Consider the following 19690-nt stretch of genomic DNA (forward strand, 5'->3'; position numbering starts at 1 on the left):
ATTCTACAATTCAATTTAATCCCACTACCAATCTTCCAGATCCCAGCATACCCCAACCCCAACAAGTAACACCTTTGGGAAGTAGTTTTCCACCTCCCATTTTTCAAGATCAATTAGTTTCCGTTCAAGGGGTTCATGCTACTGGTTTGCCAGTTGACGAATGTGAATATTTAACCGTAGGTGCGGGTTTAGGAAGTTTTATTTATGTAGATCTATTAAGACTAGGTGGAGTCAAAACGGAAAAAATAATTGCTTTGGGGTTGGACGATAAGCCTTATAATCGCTATAAGTGCTTGTGTTTAAATTCACAAATTCCTTTACACGAAAGACTGCGCTCTAATTCCGACTCTTGCCCTGATAACATTTGGGGATGGCCTAGTTATGCTTTGCGGGAAGCTTGGCATGATTTTACTAAGGGTCAAATAAATAATTCTGCTCAATACTTGTGGAAAGTTTTTGCTGAACCAACCTTTGTTGAAACCTACACCCCCCGTGCTGGAAATGTATTCGACTCCATCGATCGGGAAGTCAAAAGAATTGGCTGGGAGCGAATGTATCGCTACGGACGAGTTAGAGCAATTCGTAAAACTGATGATGGCAGATATTGTATTGCTTATTCTCGCGGTCGAGGAGATCATGCTTTTATTGTTTGCCGTTATCTGCATTTAGCAACAGGTTACCCAGCAATTCAGTTTTTACACGACCTGCAAGCATATCGAGAAAAGTATCGAGACTTTAAATCTGTCGTTAATGCATATGAGGATCATAACCACGTTTATCAAAAACTAGAAAGTCAAGGAGGAAAAGTATTAATCCGAGGACGAGGTATTGTTGCTTCTCGAATTATTCAACGCATTTATGAGGCTAGAAAGAAAAATCCTCATATTACTATTTTGCATTTAATGCGATCGCCAAAACCACAAGGTAATAAATTTGCTGGGGTGCAACGTCCTGTTAAACATCATTTTGAATTTCAACCCTTTAATTGGCCTAAAGCCTGTTGGGGTGGGGATCTGCGCGTCATGTTAGAAAAAGCTTCCCCTGACGAACGCCAGAGCTTACTAGCCCAGTGGGGCGGAACAACTACCGCCGATCGAATTGATTGGCAAAATATTACAGAAGAAGGCTTAAGTGAAGGTTGGTACAAAATCGAATTTGGCAAGGTAACCAAAGTAGAACGGGATGCCCAAAATCGTACTATTACCCACATCGAAGAAAAAGGTTTTGGGGAAACAACCTTAGATGCAGATTTTATTATTGATGCTACAGGACTTGATGCCAAGGTAGAAGCGAATCCATTACTGGATGATTTTGTCAAACATTATCATTTGCCATTGAATAAAATGGGGCGTTTAGAAGTAGCCAATGATTTTGAGTTATTGGAAATGCGCAATCAGAAGGGCAAAATGTATGCCGCTGGAGCAATTACTTTAGGTGGACCATATGCTGCGGTTGATAGCTTTTTGGGTTTGCAATATTGCGCTTTGCGTACCGTAGATGCCCTTGCTAAGTCCCGCGCTTCTAATTTGCAACGCCTTAATATTTTTTCGTCTTTTGGTCAATGGTTGAAGTGGGCTTTGAACCAGTCCCCATCCTAAATTTATTAAAATTCGTTATTTGGCTGATTACTTACTGGATATTACTTTTTACAGATTAAGATACTGTAAGCTTATATATTTTTCCTGAAAAGCTAAGATTTAAACTTCGATATACCGATACAATATTGAATATCAACTTGTTTATTAACACAATTAATCTATAAGTTAGCTATTTCTTATTTAAAGTAAATATAAAATTAATTATTAACGGTGTAGAAATATATAGAATTGTTTAAAGATATAAAGTACGATCCTATAGTATGCAATTACTCCAAACATCATCCTCAATGCAGCTATCTCTAAGCAAGAAACGCGTTCAGCCATTGAAGATCGTAGCCCTGGGTGATAGTTTAGTGTACGGTTTTGGCGATACAGAAGGAGGAGGTTGGGTTGAAAGGCTGAGGCGCAGTTGGATGCAACCCAGTAGTCCAGGTCATGTAATATACAATTTGGGAGTAAGGGGCGATCGCATAGGGCAAGTTGCCAAAAGATTAGAAGTCGAATTTCGTCACCGTGGAGAATTACGCAACCGCGTTCCCGACATGATTATTCTCTCCGTAGGAGTAAACGATTCTGCAAGGGTGGGTCGTCCGAATGGGAAGAATTATACTGATTTTGCAGTATTTGAAACTGAGATAGCTTCATTATTAGAACAAGCAAGTTTACTTTGTCCGGTATTATTTGTTGGTATGGTACCAGTAGATGAAACTAAAATGCCATTTATGGATTGTTTGTATTACAACCATAGCGATCAATATCGTTATAAAGAAGCAATTCGGCTAGCCTGTATTAAAAAAGGAATTCCCTACCTGGATATTTTTCAGAAGTGGATTGGCTTCAGTGAAGAGTGGAGAACAGAACGCTTAAGTACGGATGGACTACACCCAAATGTTACAGGGTACAGGGAGTTACTAGAAGAGGTTTTAAACTGGAGCGCGATCGCCAAGTATAATTACAATTCTCACCATGCTACTAATTTTCATGAACTGTAATTTTCATGAAGCCTAATGTATTAGTTTTATTGTTTATTAGTTTTATTGTTTATTAGCTCTGATTTTCATGAACTCTGATTCTTATGAATTTTGGCTCTCATGATTAATAATCACTAATATTCTCCCAGTGTCAGCACGCTTCATATAAGTTTTATCCCACTTATTTGGCAAATTTTCACTTCGTTTGACCGTCAAGGAAATGGTTATAGCCAATTTTGGTCGGAATATTTTTAGTGACAAATTTTCTCTATTTAAAAGAATTATTTTATAGCTTGATATCTGTTGCTTAAAAGCTGTGACCTGATATCTGCAAAATGAATAACAAATTGAGAATAAATTAATTTATATTTATTTTTGCCGATTTAGCTTGCAGAAAATACCTTTGCCTTGCTGTAATTTTTGATAATAGATACTTTAGCTTTGTATTTAAGTTTTAAAAATTACCTTATATGACTCCCACTTTATTTGGTCGCTGGCAAACTCGAATATTACTTTTTGCAACTGCTGGGGTATTAGTATCCTTACCCTTTGCAATGGGTTTAGTTGGTTTTGAGCGAAGTATGATTTATTTTTTCGTACTTTTTTATGTCGCTCTTTTTGGTATATTGTGGGATGTAGTGTACGATAGAATTCAAAAATCTCGCTGGGATAGGGATTGGCCTGCAATATACCAATTCTTCGCAGGTGTTTGGGAAATGTTTTTTGTTTTCTGTGGTGTTAAAATTATTGGTTTACCGGCAGTTTCTAAAGACTTACCAATATTAGGTTTTTTTGTCCACTATATTAGTGTTTGGCTAACAATTTTTGTTGTATCTCAAAGCCTGATGCGAATTTTATTTGTCCGTTGGCGTTTTCGAGGTGGTCAATGGCTATAGTGGCTTTGTATAATTAGTTTTTGTAACGCTGTGTGAGTTTAAGATTTTTTTACTTCTATTTTATTGTGAATTAAATATTTCCCTTGAAGCATTTCCCTTAAAGCTAAAATATATGTTTTAAAAATATGTTTTAAAAACATGTTTTAAAACTGTATATCCATTAATTTATTTACTATTTTCAGTCTTGAAAATCTTCGACTTTTTAGGAATAATTATGCTTGTACTTAGTAATTCCTGCAGTAAATTTTATTTCTATCAATAAGCAGAAATCAAATTTTAAAGCATTACAAAATTCGCTGGGAAAATTGGCAAAGTTCTGTTTGTCCTACGGACACGAGACCTAACGTCGTAGACGCGCTAAAACCTTTAACTACTAAAATTTTGCTTGCGTTCCACAATACCCATAACGTTAATGTTTTGTAGGTGCAATCTGTTTTAGCTTGTGCAGAAAGCTACACATATTTTCACTCCATGATCACAACACTATTGTATGAAAAGGAGTAATAAATTAGACTGAATTGGCACAAATATTTTCTATATCCAATAAATAAGTTGATTTAAATAAAAGCAAGCTTTTTGAAGATTAAGAGAGTATTAGCAAGATTACTAATGCTCAGATATAACTATTTTTACATTTTGTATATTTAGGTACTAAAATATAGTTTACACTTGGTAATATGATCCCTTGTGTGGTTATACGTACACGTTGCAAATAAAAGTGAGTGCAACGATAAAAATTAATTAATAGAAAAGTGCGGGGAGAACAAAATGTCTAAAGTGTGGTGTAAGACTTTAATTCTAAGTCCAGTGGTCTTGGAATTATTTGCAATTGGAGTGACAGGTTTCAGTTCAGCTGCACAAGCAGAGGAAGCTTTGACACAAGAATCAAAAGCTCCCCAGTTAATCACTCAGTCTCAAACAAGTGACGACAGTGTTTTAGAACAAGTTAATAAATACGGGAGTGAAGGTACTAGAGCTAAAACTAAAAGTTCTTTATCCCAAGTTACATCGGTTTCTCAGTTTTCAGATGTTCAACCTACAGACTGGGCTTTTCAAGCTTTACAGTCCCTGGTTGAGCGCTATGGTTGTATTGCTGGTTATCCCAATGGTACATATCGCGGTAACCGAGCATTAACCCGTTATGAATTTGCTGCTGGTTTAAATGCTTGCTTGGATCGAATTAATGAATTAATCGCCACAGCTACAGCAGATTTGGTAACCAAAACCGATTTAGCGACTCTGCAACGTTTACAGGAAGAGTTTTCTGCTGAATTGGCGACTTTGCGTGGTCGGGTAGATGCTTTAGAAGCGCGTACTGCAGAGCTAGAAGCAAATCAGTTTTCTACGACAACTAAACTAGTTGGTGAAGTTATATTTGCAGCTACTGATAGCTTTGGCGAAAACGACAATAACAATACAGTTCTTCAAAATAGGGTTCGTCTAGACTTACAGACCAGTTTCACTGGTAAGGACATCTTACATACTCGACTCGCTTCTGGTAATGCAACCGGACTTGACATCCCCAATGGGAACGGAACATTCGAGGGGACTCAAACCTTTAACTTATCTCCTGGTAATGGTAATGATGTTGCAGTTGACTGGTTAGCATATTACTTCCCTGTTGGTAAATCTCAGGTTTACCTTGCTGCAACTGGAGGTATCCAAAGTGATTACGTTCCTACTGTAAATCCTTACTTTGAAGACTTTGATGGTGGTAATGGAGCTTTATCTACTTTTGCAAGTGAAAGTCCCATCTACCGAATCGGAGGTGGTGCTGGTGCTGGTGTCAACTTAGTTTTTGGTGAGGGTGGTGGAGTCCTCAAACCTAGTTCTTTAACTTTAGGCTACTTAGCATCTGAAGCTGCTGATTCCGATCTCGGTTCTGGTTTATTTGATGGTAACTATGCTGCATTAGCCCAGCTAAACTTCAGCTTTAGCGATCGCATATCCTTAGCTGCAACCTACGTCCATGGATATCATGGTACGGGTAGTGCTTTATTTGATGCAGGTGCTGTCGATAGTGCAGTTGTGGGAACTAGCCAAGCTAACTTTGTTGCTAATGATAATCCATATTCAAGTAATTCCTATGGTGTAGCATTAGCATTGAGACCAAGCAATAATATTTCACTTAGCGGCTTCCTATCTTATAGCGACATCACAGGCTTTGGTAGTAACGATGACAGTGAAGTTTGGAGTTATGGAGTCGGGGTCGCTCTACCTGACTTTGGTAAGAAGGGTAACCTGTTAGGAATTTTTGCTGGCGCTCAACCATATTTGGGAACTGCAGATGGAGAAAGACCATATCACATTGAAGGATTTTACCGGTATCGTTTAAACGATAACATTTCACTTACTCCTGGTGTGATTTGGTTAACAAACCCCGGTCAAAATTCTAATGACAATGATGATGCGGTGATTGGTACATTTAGAACAACCTTCACCTTCTAAAATTTCTGTAACCTTCTGGTACTTTAAAATCACTTTTGTGGAGATGTAGCATTACTACGTCTCCACTCTATATTATTTCCAAAAATTTTATTTCTTAGCGTAAGTTGCTAGTTGCTGGGTTATTTCTTTCGATCCCCTATCTTCATTGAAAAGGGCAAAATTAGCCCAAATATCCCTTTTTAAGGACATTTAGGGGATATAATGGTATTTTACTTATGATTAGAAATTTAAGTTGTTAGAGGTAAGTAAAATCCGCGTTTCAACCGTGCAATTTTAATATTGCAAGTTTTTTGTTTTTAAGTATAAACACTTGTGTGTTGAGTGAATTTTAAATCCTTAATATAAGTTATCAATATTACATTATCTTTATATAGCTTGATTTTCTGGTGTCATAATAATAGTTATAAATCATACAATCTTCAAAGTGGTAAAAATTGTCATGGATAATTTAGCATTGTTGATTAGTTATGCCGAGAACGAAAGAGATTCTGTTGTGAGTTCTCATGCTGGACAAACTGGAGGTGCCAAAAAACAAGGTTGGAAAAATCCTAAAGTATGGTTGAGTCTCGTAGCTTTCTGTTTATCTCTATTCACTGTCTGCTTATCTGGAGCCGTAGCAGAAGCTGCTCCTGTTAGAGTTAATGCTCGTAGTGGGTTAAATGTCCGTACGAGACCAACTACGAGTTCTCGTGTAGTCACAACCTTGTATAACGGACAAGCTGTTAACACAAGTGGGCGTGTATATAGAGGCTGGGCACAACTTGATAATGGTGATTGGGTTGTTAAGAGATACTTGACTTACGTCAGTAGTGGTGGTGGTACCGGTGGTGGAAGTCGAGCCGCAAGAGTACAATCGGTGTATGGAGTAAATGTCCGTACTGGTCCGAATACTAGATCTAGGATAATCGACAGCTTAAGGAATGGAACTGAAGTAACAACAAGTGGTCGCACATCTGGTGACTGGGTTCAATTAGATAATGGTTATTGGATACATGGGGATTACTTAAGCTTCGGTCGCCGTTCTGGTGGTGGTACCGGTGGTGGTACTAGTACCTCCTTTATAAGGTATGTAAATTCGTATACTCATGGAGCAAATATCCGCAGTGGTCCAGGTACTAATTACAGTAAGGTTAATTACTTTTCTAATGGTACGCCACTGAGTCTTACTGGTCGTTCTTCTAATGGTTGGTATGAGCTTACTAGAGGTCGTGGTTGGATTGCTGGTAACTTACTTCGGGTTTAATGAAGGTATTTGACTGGTGGAACTTACGGGTATGTTTATAAAAAATCAAACAGGGTATGCTACTACAAAATTTAGATTTAGTTTGTTGACCAGGTCAAACTTAGCTAAAATGCAACATCTGAGTGGGTAGGTAACGGTATATTGGATTAATTTCAAATGCATACATATTATTAATATAATTCCCTCCAATAACTAAGATGTGGAGGGAGTTTTATTTATTGATGAGGAGGTTTTTTCCAGGGGATAGTGGGACTTCGCTCACAAGTTTCTCATATTATTTTCCTATAACTGTAATTGGTATAGGGAAGGAACTTATCAATATTGTCAATATTAATTTTGTTTTTTTAAATACTTTCATCATCAAATATACAGGCAAGTTACACCAATTTCCTAAATTCAAGGGACAGATGACATGCCAGGAATAGAATCACATCTTGTAATTGATTTTCAGAAGTGTAGCCTAATTAAATGAATTTGGTATTAGCAGAAATTAGCAATCTTCAAACCTTCATCACTTTCGACCTCAATTCCATGGTACACAGGCAGTGATTTTTTTCATTCTACATAGTAGAGGGTTTAAGAGATGAAACTACCTGCACCGAAAACTTTTCTCAGTAGATTTTTCGCTGAACCCCCTTTAGGTTGGGCACAACTGTGGCATAAAAAAATTCGTCTCTTGGTAGCTTTAACTGGTATTGCCTTTGCTGATATTATGATTTTTACCATGCTGGGGTTCAAAATGAGCATGTTTGGTGGTGCCACGAACCTACACAAGCAACTTGAGGGAGATTTGTTTTTAGTTAGTAATCGTGCCGAATATCTCGCCGATGGTCAGACCTTCTCTCGCCGTCATTTGTATCAAGCCGCAGCCATAGATGGAGTTAAATCAGCCAATCCTTTATACTTTTCTTTTAAAGCTTGGGTTAATCCTTGGAACAAGAAAATAACTAATGTAGCCATCATAGCTTTTGACCCTGTGCATCCAGTAATCGATTTGCCGGAAGTTAAGGGACAACTAGAGCAAATTAAACTACCGGATCAAGTGTTGTTTGACCGCCTATCCCACCCGAATTTGGGTCCTGTACCCGAGTACTTTGCTCAAAGAAAAACTATTACGACTGAAATATCTGGGCGCAGAATTAAGGTTGCTGGCATCTTTAGCCTGGGGAGTACTATTTTCATAAACGGGCACATTATCACCAGCGATTGGAATTATCTACGTCTATTTGGCTCAGACAGTATCGATAATTTGAGTCTTGGGATCTTGAAACTTGAGCCTGGTGCAGATTTGCAAACTGTAAAGAGGAATATCCAGACAGCTTTGCCCAAGGATGTTGAAGTGATGAGCCATAAAGAATTTATAAAATCTGAAGAAGATTTCTGGGCACAGGTTCCTGGCGGTATACTTTTCAACTTTGGTGTCGTGATGGGATTTATTGTCGGAGTAGTGATTGTTTATGAAGTGTTGTATGCAGACGTAAACGATCACTTAGCCGAGTATGCCACCCTCAAAGCCATTGGATATTCAGATATAAGACTTTTAATGGTTGTTTTTCAAGAAGGAATTATTCTCGCTGTGTTAGGGTTTAGTCCTGGTTTAATTGGTGCGACTGGCATATATGCCCTACTGGGACACCTGACGCGAATACCAGTTGTCATGCGAATTGATATTATTTGTCAAGTATTTATCATAACTGTATTTATCTGTTTGATATCAGCAGTAATTGCAATGCGAAAACTCCAGTCTGCCGATCCTGCAGATGTATTTTAATGTCAGATAACACAATTATCTTATCTTTCCTCACAACTTCTTCAAAATCTTTTCATAGACTCATAATAAAAAGGTTAATTATCTTTAATATGTAGACCTAGCAGAATTTACCTTGAGTCGGTAGCTTTAGGATTGTTGATGATTGACTGTTAAGTTCTATCGCAGTTACAGTATTACCGCTCTTCTAAATATTTAGTAAAAGCAATCTTAAAAACCACCCCCATGGATTTTATAAAACCCAGCAAGCAGTTGCATTTTTATATGTTTTGTCGGAATATATCAGCTGACCTTAGATATCTAAAATATCATGCACAAAGAATATATGGAGATTGTAGAAGGATTAATTGATAAATTGACATTATCTGCAATCTTAGAAATGTTAGAGCGAATATGCCACAAAAAAGCAGAAAATATGAGAACTCATTGGCAAGATGAGGCTTCGGCAAAGCTTTGGGAAAAAGCTGCTAGACAGATAGAACAGATAAATGTTGATGTTTGAGCACTTTTTGATACTTCTATACAATTGAGGATATTGAATCGTATCACCTTTTTCACCCAAGTGGATTCGTTGAACTAAGAATCCCCGTCCTCATAGGACGGCGGAGTATCAAAAATCAACCCATAAGAATGACCTTATCAATCACATGAATTACACCATTATCAGCTTCGATATCTGCCGCTAAAACTGTGGCATTTTTTACTTCAAATCCATTAGTACAATTAATATTAATAGTGGAGCCTTCCACAGAAGTTACAGTTTTCAATTTTGCTAAATCAGCTTGCATTAGTTTGCCTGGCACAACATGATACGTAAGAATTCTTGCTAGCTGGGGAGTATTTTGCAACAGAGTTTGAATAGTCCCTGGAGGTAATTTTGCAAAAGCTTCATTATTGGGTGCAAAAACTGTAAAAGGTCCAGTACTTTTTAATGTTTCTACTAAATTAGCAGTTTGTACAGCTTGAACTAGGGTACTAAAAGAGTCAGCACTAACAGCAATATCAATTATATCTGCCATCTTTTCACCATTAATCTAGTAAGTATTGTAAGGGGTTTGTGATTTGATTCTTTATTAATTGGTATGAATTCGGAATCTTAATTTAAGAGAAATTAATCCCAATAGTTACTAATTTTGTATCAAAACTCCCCTCGTACGCGATCAATAATAGCTAGAGGATTATTTGGTAAAATGTCACTTCTCCAAGCAACATGACCGTCAGGTCTAACTAAGACGTATGCTTTTTCATAAAGTTCAGCAATGTCAGGATTATCGATCGCATGTAATTTAAGAGGTAAACCCCGTTGTTCGCACGCTGTGACAAAAGTTTCTAACCCTTCTTTTCCTTTGAAGCTAAGTAATACAAATCCATGACCGAATAAATCTAAAGTTGATTTTCCGGGTTCTAGCCAACCATGGGGTGCGCGACAACCAGGGTAACTAGTTTGAGACCACTGGAAAGGATCTTCACTAGGTACATTAATATTATCTTCAATAACGATAGGGGACTGATAACGAAAGCCAAAATGAACTCCCGGAGCGTCGAATTCGCGCTTAACTCCACTACGTTCCATTCCTTCAGCCATTTTTTGACGTATTTCCCGACCTTGGGGAGAATCACTGGCGATCGCTGGAGGTATACTACGTTTTTGGGTGCGTTGAAGATTGGCGTTTGCTTGTTCCAAGTTTCGCACCGCGATGGGACGACGTTCAGTTTCGTAGGTATCGAGTATTTTGGAACCTCCCCAACCTTTGATGGTTGCAGCAAGTTTCCAACCCAAGTCAACTGCATCAGCGATACCGGTATTCATCCCGAAACCACCGGATGGTGAAAGCGTATGAGCGGAGTCACCAACAAAGAATATACGCCCGTCGCGGAAAGTTTCTGCGACCCGGTGAGTTAAACGCCATGGCATATTAGAAATAATTTTAAATGGGGTGTCAATGGATATGGCTGCTGCGATCGCTTCTTCTGCATCGTATATTTTGCCATCTTCCCGAGGTTTTAAAATTAGGCGATATTTACCTTTTCCATCTACAGCACGCAAAGGCTCTTGAATAGTTGGGTTGACTAAGAAGAAAACCATAGCATTATTTGTGCCTAGCAGATCGGGAAGTTCGGGTGCTTCAAAAACAACACTTTGAAATACTTGGGTTTCATGAAAAGTTTGAGCGCCGATTCCACATTGTTTGCGTATTTGGCTGCGAGCGCCATCACAAGCAATCATATATTGGGCTTCAATAGTTTCTGTGTTTCCAGATTTTGAACTTTCAGACTCTAAATTGGTTATTTGAGCAACTACACCTGTTTCATTTTGTGTGAAATTTTCTAAACGAGAAAGAAGTTTGAGATTTCCTTGGGGATATTTTCCGAGATAATTGATAAATTTGGGAGCAAACCAGTCTTGAGGACAAACCTGTTCGGTTTCTGGACTGTATTCGGGTAAAGACCGTTCTGCATAGGATGGAAACTTGATACGGAAAATTTCCTTTCCACCGACAGATGTAACCCATGCAACATCCAAAGTATGATCTTTCGGCCAACCTGCATTACGTATTACTTCAGAAATTCCCCAGCGACGGCAAAACTCCATCGATCTGGGACCGACGGTACTAACTTTAGGGTCAGTAACAACACCGTCAGTTTGTTCTAAAACAATACAATCTATACCTTGGTAGCGTAGTTCGGATGCGATCGCCATACCGACGGGACCACCACCGACGATTAAAACTTCTGTTTTGATAGTGTTCATGATTGAGAATTTGCGATTGGTAATGAGTAATAAGTAACGAGTAATGAGTAATGTTAGCGCAGCGGGGCGCGTAAGCGCACAGTAATGAGTAATGAGTTGCTACTTCTGAGTTCTGATTTCTGAGTTCTGATTTCTGAGTTCTGACTCCCTACTACTTCTACGTAAGTTTTTGAAAGAATTCGATATAAAACTCAAACATTTCTGAAACTGTTGTGGGAATCACCTCACACTGGCGAGAGCGTCGGGCTAAACTTTCAAACTCCCGTGATATGCTTTTATAAGCAACTTCTGGATCGGCGATATATATCGGCGTAGGTATTTCAAAAGATGGTCCTGCTGTTTTACCTCGTTTCCCAGAAGGTAAAGTCATTAATAATTCGCCCAGAGGACGCATCATACCGGTCATAATGTCAATGCTAGCGTTCATCAGTTTTGAACGTCTTAAACTTGTATAGGGATTTAAACCAAAGTGTTGCACCATTAATTGCATCATCAAGAAGTAGCAGCTATTGAAAATTTCCATTACTTCTCGGGTTTGAGGTACGGTAACAATATTAGAATGATAATCTTGATAGTTAAGGGTAGGGTTACGCAAGGAAGGATAAGCAGGATTCCAGGGTAGTAATCTTTGTGTAGAATTTTTTATAGAGTTTTTTGTTGAAATATGTTGTAAGTGCTGTTGGGAAAGCTTTTGTGCAATGCGTTGAAACTGCTGATAGTGGGATTTTTCAAACTTGGGTGAGTCTGGATCGCACCCTTCTCCCTGCTCGACGATGAAGTCGATCGCAAATAGAGCGCTTTCTACATCATCTACTTGGAATTGGAAGTGTGGGTGTTTTTTGTTAGTCTCCTCCCGTAAAAATAAATGATGTTCGCCTCCCGTATTACCTTTTTTAACAACAAATAAATCGGGAATAGTTTCGATTGCTTGTCTAATTTGACGATATAACTCGCTCAAGGAACCGTAACCATGTAAGTCATCGGCTTTGGGGTCTCCAAGTGCGACCTCATTAGTTAAATCTTCCTCTAAAAAATCAGGCATTTCAAATCGAATAAATCTTTGAATTGAGGAAGCATTCAAAGGTTCTAGAGCAAAATCGACTTCAATTGGGAAACGACGATTAATTTCACTGAAATTTGGTGTTGCAGCATAAAAAGGTTCTCCCATAGCCATTAAGATATTATTCACCATTAAGAAGTGAATCATTTCTTCATGACAAACTTCCAGAAGAACACCGCGCATTCCATAATCCCGGACTTCTTTTCCATCACCGCAAGCTAAATGTAATTGTTCTTGGGTCCATAAACCCCGACGCACGTACTCTTCACCTGTGACATAATTGGGTATGGAATAACCTGCATAGATATATTGCAACATCACTGCAACTTCTAACTCTGCAGCATGATGTAATGCGCTAACTAACTCTTCTCGTGTTTTTAATTCCCGTTGGATACTTTTGGGTTTTGGGGTTGATTCGGGGACATAACCCACTTGTTGTTGATTTCGCAAAAATTTACGCAGGAGCATGGCTTTAGGCTCTGACATATCCCTTGTTGGCGGCATATAATAGGTTTTGTTTTTATTTTTGGGATCTGACATTTGCCACATTAAACGAGAGTAAGTTTCAACTTTACATTTGTCAGCCAGACTAAAAACTTCTGCTTTCATAAAAGAGAAGCATTGTTCGTAGTAAGCCAAGATATGTTGATAAATAAAGTCAAAATCTACTGCTCTGTCGGGGGTTTGTGCTAGTAAATCCCAATCATCTGGTAATACCCGCAGGTTGAAGGAGCCTACACCAGACCAAAATCCTAGTTTATCCTCGTTGTCATAGGCTGTAATAGCTTCATTTATACCTAATTCATTTGTTTGAGTTGAAAGTAATACTCTTGCGGTACCTGGTTGGAAACCGCGTATGCTTACCCAAGTACGTCCATCCTCACCAGTAGAAATTCTGCATTTAGGGGAGAAATATCCAATTTCTTCTTGTTTCCCTGCTTTGAAGTGAACAATATCTATTTCATTGCTGGGGGGGTAATAAAATTCTTGACCAATATTACTTTGATCTCGCTCGAATTTATAACGAAGTTGGGGGAGTGCTTCTGGATTATAGAATTGTTGCAAGTAGATATTTTCAACTGCTTGGGGACGTCCTCTCACAAAGGAAAATACTTCCACTTCTACAGCATAATCTTTACCATTTTGCCAATCTGGATATTCAATGAATAGGCAAGCGTCATCTACAATAAGAGTTATTTCTTTCTCTCTAACTAAAATTTTTTGTTTCCCATCGGGTTGAGTTCCAACAATACATAAACCCTGACTTTCTATCTCGCCTTGAATATCTGCAAATTCTGCCGATAGGGGGATATCCATAATCCCACTATTGAGTTGATAAGCTTGTTTTTGGTAAAGTTCCTCGGGAATTTTAGCGATTAATCTTTGAGTATCAATTGTACGCAATTCTAAATCCCCTAACTTGACTTTACCCTCAATAGCATGGGTCGGACCTGGTCCTGGTTTGGGAGAGCGTCCAATACAGGGTACTGCTGCGATCGCATTTAAACTCACACCTTGGGGAGTAATTTTTAAACTCAGATTAGATAAATTTTGTTCTGATGACTTATCCCCAGTTAAAAGACTATCGGGAATCAAAAGACGACCGTGGGGATAACTTTTCATCTCTCCCACACACCACAAACCAATTGTGCCATGTAATTCCCAGAAACTCGGGGAATCGGGTTTGGTGGGAGTAGACATATTACTAATGCTAAACTGCACTACTAATCCCAAGACATTGTCTCGCTCCATCGCTTCTCGCAACAAGGATACAGTCGGTGAAAGTTCTGCTTCTTTCATCCAGAGAAAATCTGCTGCATTTTTATCTACTACGAATTGATATACCGCCGCTTTTTTAAATTCCTTATTTAGACAATGTTCTGGTAATTCCTGAATATAGTCAAAATTTTGCCAACGAGGAGCCTGAAGACCTTCTACATGTCCAGAAAACATATTTGGTAGCTCTCCAGCATCACCTTCTCTTCCAAAGGTAAGCTGTCCGAGCATAATTGTTGTTGTCCAATTGGAAGCCGGATCGCAATCAAATATCCGAGCGCGATTAACGGTGGTACCCAAATATTCATTGTAGTGACCCCACATATCAACCTTACGACCGACTACCAGATCGTTTTGGTCAATTTGTCCAAACTGACGTTGGGTACTAATAATTTTGGCATCAATTACAAAGTGACCATTTCCACCAAAATCCCAACCCATAGCCATGCTGAATGGACCATTATCATTATGTTGTCCTTCAGGGTTAAATTTTGGTCCTTTATTGTAAAGATATTCGTGATATTCAGATGCTTTATGACGGTAATCGAAAGGTTCACCGTTCATATAAGCAGTATTGGTACTTAAATCCACTTCTTTATTTTTATTTCCTGTGGGAGCGTGGATACGAGCAAAACCCTGAAAGTGTAAGCGAGGAAAGTCTAAAATACTCATTTTAAATATGGAAATGGAATGGGTAATTAGTAATTTCAATCGGTGATATATTTTTATTTAGTTAGTTATTAAAGTACTATGAAAAAAATCTAGAATCATTGAAAATGATAGTTATAGTAACTACATTATTTGATTAAATACTCCATAGTACCTGTTTAAGTATTTTTAAAATTATAATGATATATTATAAAACTAACTATTAAAACTAATTAATTAGAACTAAATAACTAAAAATAATTGGTTGTAATATAGGTCAATAAATCTAATTTATAAATGTGAAAAATATAATTAGTAGAAAGCGATAGAAGCACACTTTATCAAATCTTAATTCGGTGATTTTGACTTGGAAATTTTCAATAGGTTTTGTTATCGTGCATAAATTTCCCTTTCATACAATATTCTCCGTCGTAAATTACAAGCAAGACTATTGTGCTTCCTTAAAGTTACATAGAGTAAAGCAAATGATTTTTATGCACTTAACTCTTAACGACATTAGGTTATTTATTCGAATAACAAATCCCAAATACAAATCCCAAATACAAATTCTAAATACAAATTCCAAGAACAAGATTTATTTTATGCTGCAAAGGTGTTAATACTGTTTGTTCTCACCGGTAAGACACAAGAATCATCCAAAGACTTATCCAAACAGGGTTTGTGAACGACAATATCATATACGGCTTCAAGTGCAGACTCTAAAGAACCTTGAATCCATGCAGGAAAACGAGAACAATGTTCTCCAGCAAAGAAGAGAGTGTTTTGAGATCTTGCTGCTTCTAAATAATTGATTGTATGCTTCGACTCATCACCGTCCCAACGAATTGTACATCCACCAGCACTCCATTTGTAATTACCCCAAGCAATGGAAGCTTCATCTACAACCATTCCTTCTTGTTGAATTTCCGGGTGAATTTTTCCAACAACCTGTTTTACGTAATCATAACGTTCTTGCTCCAGCATTGCACCGATTTTATCGGCGTCATCACCAATGGTGTAACTTGCTAACATCGTGGTATTACCTTTTACTGAAGGATAGTAAGTTTGACGAACACCTTCACCACTAAAGGATGCTCCACCTCGAATTCCACCTTTCTCCCAAAATCTTTGAGCGCAATTAAATGCAACTTTGGTCGCAGGACAATAAACTGTGTTATGGATAGATTCCAATTTTTTGCGATCAAACCCAACTAACTCTAATTCCCTCAATACTGAGAAAGGAATAGTACATAACACATAGTCACAATTACGGCTATAGAATTCTCCATTTTCTTTTAAAGAAACTCTGACGCTACTTTTACAAATTTGTAAGCCAGTAACTTCTGTATTACACTTGATATTCCCTTTGATAGATGCAACGAGGCGATCGATGATTTGTTCTGTTCCTCCTGCTATTTGCAATAGGTCGTGACTGGTTTCAATTAAAATATCGCTGAGAAACATGTCCAGGTCTTGGGAGCATTTTGCCCGAAAACTAGGATTTTCCTTGATGAAATTTTGTAAATCGATGGTCTCGCCATCTTCACTAAAATAGGGTGTCAAATCTAACTGTTCCAATTCATCCATCAAGTGACTTTGCAAGTCCCGTTCCAGACTTTTTCTTAAGCTTTCAGGAGATATAGCATTAACAATCGTTTGTAACCAAGCGGCAAAGAATCTTGTTTGTTCGCTATAATGTTCATCCTTAAAGATACCTTGATACTGCTCTTGTAAAACTCTAGGTGCATCCTTTATGCGGAAAATTTTTCCTTCCATGTTCATCAAAGCGTTTTGTTCTTCAAAAACGGTGACAAACTTACAAAGTTTGTCACTTAATCCCATTTCTCGAACATAGTGGAGAGTATATTCATGATCCGAGGGGATACGCATTGCACCTAATTCCCCGTAAGCTGCATCTTCACCATCTCCAAAACGATAAGTCCAAATTCGACCACCGATGCGATCGCTAGCTTCAATAATTTCGACTGTGTGACCCAAACGTTCTAATTCATATGCTGCGACTAATCCTGCAATACCTGCACCGAGAATGAGAATTTTTTTACCTGTTGTATGATTCCTCAATCGACACATATCCAGCATTTTTTGAATATCCATAAGTCTGAACCTCTACCTGAGTACAATCTGTATTTCTTGATTTGCGGTTATCTGAGCGCCTCTTTTTATTCGTTAGAGAAAACCCAAATTTTTTATGCAATGAAGAAGGAGTAAACAAGAAAATGTTGAGAAATTTTTTGCTTCGGTGCTTAGTGTTATTGAATAATTAACAATCTTACAATTTTAGCTAAGTTTGTTTTTGAGCTTATGACAATCTTCTTTTTCCTGTATCCTATTTCCAATGCCCAATTCTTAATTTCAACATGTCCCGTCAAGGATATACCCTACCTGTTTTTGCTGTCGCAGCTGCTAAAGCTGCTTTATTACACCTGCAAAAGAGTCTAATTAATTGCAAAACTATTACCATTAATTTACTCCCTGAAACTGCAGATATTCCTATTCAACAGGTTGCAAATTTAGCAAATGATACTGCTTTAGCAATTACTAGTAGCGATCCAGGGGATAACTTAGATATAACCAGAAATACTCCGATTTGGGCTTGGGTCAAGTTACTACCGCGCGAAAATGAAGCAGAAGCATTAATTTTAGAAGCAGGTGAAGGTCTGGGAAAGACAGTGGATGGAGAAGCTGCAATTTACAGCTTTGCTCGTCGTTTGTTTGAGGCTAATGTTTCACCTTTAATTTTTCCAGATCGAACAGCTATTGTCAGAATTATCTTACCCGAAGGTTATCAATTAGCCCAACGTACCTCAAACGAAGCATTTGGGATTTTGGAAGGTTTAGCACTATTGGGAACTAGTGGTATTTCCCAACCTTTGAGTGCTGCTGACCATTTGGAGGAATTTCGCACCGTACTGCACGAGAAAGTAAAAAATTGTTCCGACTTAGTATTTTGTATTGGTAATAATGGTTTCTCAGTAGCCCAACGCTTATCAATTCCAGAATCAGCCATTATCCCTACGGGTAATTGGTTAGGTGCATTACTTGTGGAAGCAGGATTGTATAAAGCAAAATCGGTAACTTTATTGGGATATCAAGGAAAGTTAATTAAACTTGCAGGTGGGATTTTTAATACATCTTCTCATATTGCAGATGCCAAGCTAGAAATCATTGCAGCAGCTGTAGTTGAAGCTGGGGGAGACATACAAATAGTTCAAACTGTCTTACAAGCCAAAACGGCTGATGCTGCCTATAAGATTTTAGTGGGAGCCCAATTAGCAGATCGAGTTTTTGCTCTTTTGGCTGATAAAATTAGCGATCGCGCAAAGAAATATGTGCAAAAGTATGCCAATGTAGAGCTAAATGTAAAGGTTATTTTATTCGACCGTCAAGGAAATATTATTCATAATTTCCCGTAACGCACCATGCTAACTCGGTGCGTTAGATCATTTTTCAAATTAAATTTTATTTGTAATTCATTTTTTAGAGATTTTGAAACCATATTCATCCCGTTAGTAATTCCTAAAAAGTCATGAATTAAAGGGTTTTGACAGCTTTTTATTCAATCTCAAAACAGATGTAAAAATATGATACAAAATTTAATCAAGTATTTTAAAATCTCAATTGAAATCTAAACTTAAATCTAAATTTATCGATTTCAAGTATATTAAATGAAGCGTTTACTAATTCTTGGTGGAACAAAGGAAGCATCTCAATTAGCGATTAAAGCCGCAACTATTTCTAATCTAGAAGTAAGGTTATCTGTTGCAGGTCGTACGACTCAAGCTAGGTATCAAGTAGGAGTGACACGAGTTGGTGGTTTTGGTGGTGTTCCAGGCTTAATAAAATATTTGCAGGATGATGCAATTGATATCTTAATCGATGCAACTCATCCATTTGCAGGCAAAATATCTCTGCACGCAGCAGTCGCAGCACAGGAACTAGATTTACCCAGATTGATGTTGATTCGACCGGAATGGTTATTGCAAGCTGGAGATAATTGGCTTGAGGTTGATAATATTACAAGTGTTGCAGAGATGTTAAAAGAAAATGCAAAACGAGTATTCTTAGCTGTTGGTAGACAAAAACTTACTAATTTTGTACATATAGACAAAATTTGGTTTTTAATGCGATTAATCGAACCCCCCAAGAAAGATGATTTAATTCCACAAGGATTGATAATACTCGATCGCGGACCATTTAGATTAATTAAGGAAAAAGAGTTATTAATCGAACATCAAATTGATACTATTGTCAGTAAAAATAGTGGTGGAGATGCAACAATTGCTAAAATTACTGCTGCACGAGAATTAGGAATCAAAGTTGTTATGGTAAAACGTCCCCAACTTCCCCCAGGAGAATGGGTTAATAATGTTGAGGATGCTTTGATATGGTTGCTTTCATTCATAAAATCTACTAGCTACTGATATCATCAACCTTGGATAATATACTTTAAATCATGTAATTGAATAGTTGTAGATTAATCAATACAATAAATTTGATATTGTGAAATAA

13 protein-coding genes are annotated in these 19690 nt (G+C 37.8%); 9 read left to right on the top strand and 4 right to left on the bottom strand.

The features are described 5' to 3' along the window. The 7 genes from QNJ50_RS24605 to QNJ50_RS24635 all read left to right on the top strand — a co-directional run. The coding region (locus QNJ50_RS24605; protein ID WP_300640839.1) for a hypothetical protein at positions 1-1598 on the top strand (1598 nt) is incomplete at its 5' end. Positions 1599-1885: 287 nt separating this feature from the next. After that, positions 1886-2590 (top strand): GDSL-type esterase/lipase family protein, encoded by a 705-nt coding sequence (locus QNJ50_RS24610; protein ID WP_300640841.1) that lies wholly within the window; start codon positions 1886-1888, stop codon positions 2588-2590. 449 nt (positions 2591-3039) lie between these two features. Then, on the top strand, positions 3040-3465 hold the full coding sequence (locus tag QNJ50_RS24615) for a hypothetical protein (protein WP_300640843.1): 426 nt from the start codon (positions 3040-3042) through the stop codon (positions 3463-3465). Positions 3466-4233: 768 nt separating this feature from the next. Continuing rightward, on the top strand, positions 4234-5913 hold the full coding sequence (locus QNJ50_RS24620; RefSeq protein ID WP_300640845.1) for an iron uptake porin: 1680 nt from the start codon (positions 4234-4236) through the stop codon (positions 5911-5913). Between the two features lie 439 nt (positions 5914-6352). Continuing rightward, on the top strand, positions 6353-7156 hold the full coding sequence (locus tag QNJ50_RS24625) for an SH3 domain-containing protein (RefSeq protein WP_300640847.1): 804 nt from the start codon (positions 6353-6355) through the stop codon (positions 7154-7156). Positions 7157-7739: 583 nt separating this feature from the next. Further along, positions 7740-8927 (top strand): ABC transporter permease DevC, encoded by a 1188-nt coding sequence (gene devC / locus QNJ50_RS24630; RefSeq protein ID WP_300640849.1) that lies wholly within the window; start codon positions 7740-7742, stop codon positions 8925-8927. Between the two features lie 307 nt (positions 8928-9234). Further along, positions 9235-9426 carry a hypothetical protein gene (locus QNJ50_RS24635; RefSeq protein WP_027845094.1) on the top strand — a complete coding sequence of 64 codons (192 nt, stop codon included), beginning with the start codon at positions 9235-9237 and terminating at the stop codon, positions 9424-9426. A 115-nt stretch (positions 9427-9541) separates the two neighbouring features. Here QNJ50_RS24635 and QNJ50_RS24640 read toward each other — a convergent pair whose 3' ends face one another. The 4 genes from QNJ50_RS24640 to QNJ50_RS24655 all read right to left on the bottom strand — a co-directional run bounded on the left by QNJ50_RS24640 (position 9542) and on the right by QNJ50_RS24655 (position 17275). Continuing rightward, entirely contained in the window at positions 9542-9943 is a 402-nt protein-coding gene (locus QNJ50_RS24640; RefSeq protein WP_300640852.1) for a fasciclin domain-containing protein, read from the bottom strand. A gap of 119 nt (positions 9944-10062) precedes the next feature. Then, on the bottom strand, positions 10063-11676 hold the full coding sequence (locus tag QNJ50_RS24645) for an FAD-dependent monooxygenase (RefSeq protein ID WP_300640854.1): 1614 nt from the start codon (positions 11674-11676) through the stop codon (positions 10063-10065). Between the two features lie 157 nt (positions 11677-11833). Then, positions 11834-15184 (bottom strand): ferritin-like protein, encoded by a 3351-nt coding sequence (locus QNJ50_RS24650; protein WP_300640857.1) that lies wholly within the window; start codon positions 15182-15184, stop codon positions 11834-11836. Positions 15185-15760: 576 nt separating this feature from the next. Further along, entirely contained in the window at positions 15761-17275 is a 1515-nt protein-coding gene (locus QNJ50_RS24655) for an NAD(P)/FAD-dependent oxidoreductase (protein ID WP_300640859.1), read from the bottom strand. A 263-nt stretch (positions 17276-17538) separates the two neighbouring features. Between QNJ50_RS24655 and cbiD the strand changes: the two genes are divergently transcribed. Together cbiD and QNJ50_RS24665 are read left to right on the top strand one after the other, a co-directional pair. After that, positions 17539-18594: a cobalt-precorrin-5B (C(1))-methyltransferase CbiD gene (cbiD, locus tag QNJ50_RS24660; RefSeq protein WP_300640861.1), complete on the top strand. Its 1056-nt coding sequence runs from the start codon at positions 17539-17541 to the stop codon at positions 18592-18594. Between the two features lie 252 nt (positions 18595-18846). Continuing rightward, positions 18847-19602, top strand: coding sequence for a cobalt-precorrin-6A reductase (locus QNJ50_RS24665; RefSeq protein WP_300640863.1), 756 nt, complete (start codon positions 18847-18849; stop codon positions 19600-19602). The last annotated feature ends 88 nt before the right edge of the window (positions 19603-19690 follow it).

Source organism: Mastigocoleus sp. MO_188.B34, from assembly GCF_030065675.1.
Classification (GTDB): Bacteria; Cyanobacteriota; Cyanobacteriia; order Cyanobacteriales; family Nostocaceae; genus Mastigocoleus.

Bases quoted from the DNA above. Each gene is read 5' to 3' on its own strand.
- QNJ50_RS24655 (WP_300640859.1), bottom strand. From the start codon at position 17,275: ATGGATATTCAAAAAATGCTGGATATGTGTCGATTGAGGAATCATACA.
- QNJ50_RS24615 (WP_300640843.1), top strand. From the start codon at position 3,040: ATGACTCCCACTTTATTTGGTCGCTGGCAAACTCGAATATTACTTTTT.
- QNJ50_RS24665 (WP_300640863.1), top strand. From the start codon at position 18,847: ATGAAGCGTTTACTAATTCTTGGTGGAACAAAGGAAGCATCTCAATTA.
- QNJ50_RS24640 (WP_300640852.1), bottom strand. From the start codon at position 9,943: ATGGCAGATATAATTGATATTGCTGTTAGTGCTGACTCTTTTAGTACC.
- QNJ50_RS24635 (WP_027845094.1), top strand. From the start codon at position 9,235: ATGCACAAAGAATATATGGAGATTGTAGAAGGATTAATTGATAAATTG.
- cbiD (WP_300640861.1), top strand. From the start codon at position 17,539: ATGTCCCGTCAAGGATATACCCTACCTGTTTTTGCTGTCGCAGCTGCT.
- QNJ50_RS24620 (WP_300640845.1), top strand. From the start codon at position 4,234: ATGTCTAAAGTGTGGTGTAAGACTTTAATTCTAAGTCCAGTGGTCTTG.
- QNJ50_RS24645 (WP_300640854.1), bottom strand. From the start codon at position 11,676: ATGAACACTATCAAAACAGAAGTTTTAATCGTCGGTGGTGGTCCCGTC.
- QNJ50_RS24650 (WP_300640857.1), bottom strand. From the start codon at position 15,184: ATGAGTATTTTAGACTTTCCTCGCTTACACTTTCAGGGTTTTGCTCGT.
- QNJ50_RS24610 (WP_300640841.1), top strand. From the start codon at position 1,886: ATGCAGCTATCTCTAAGCAAGAAACGCGTTCAGCCATTGAAGATCGTA.
- QNJ50_RS24625 (WP_300640847.1), top strand. From the start codon at position 6,353: ATGGATAATTTAGCATTGTTGATTAGTTATGCCGAGAACGAAAGAGAT.
- devC (WP_300640849.1), top strand. From the start codon at position 7,740: ATGAAACTACCTGCACCGAAAACTTTTCTCAGTAGATTTTTCGCTGAA.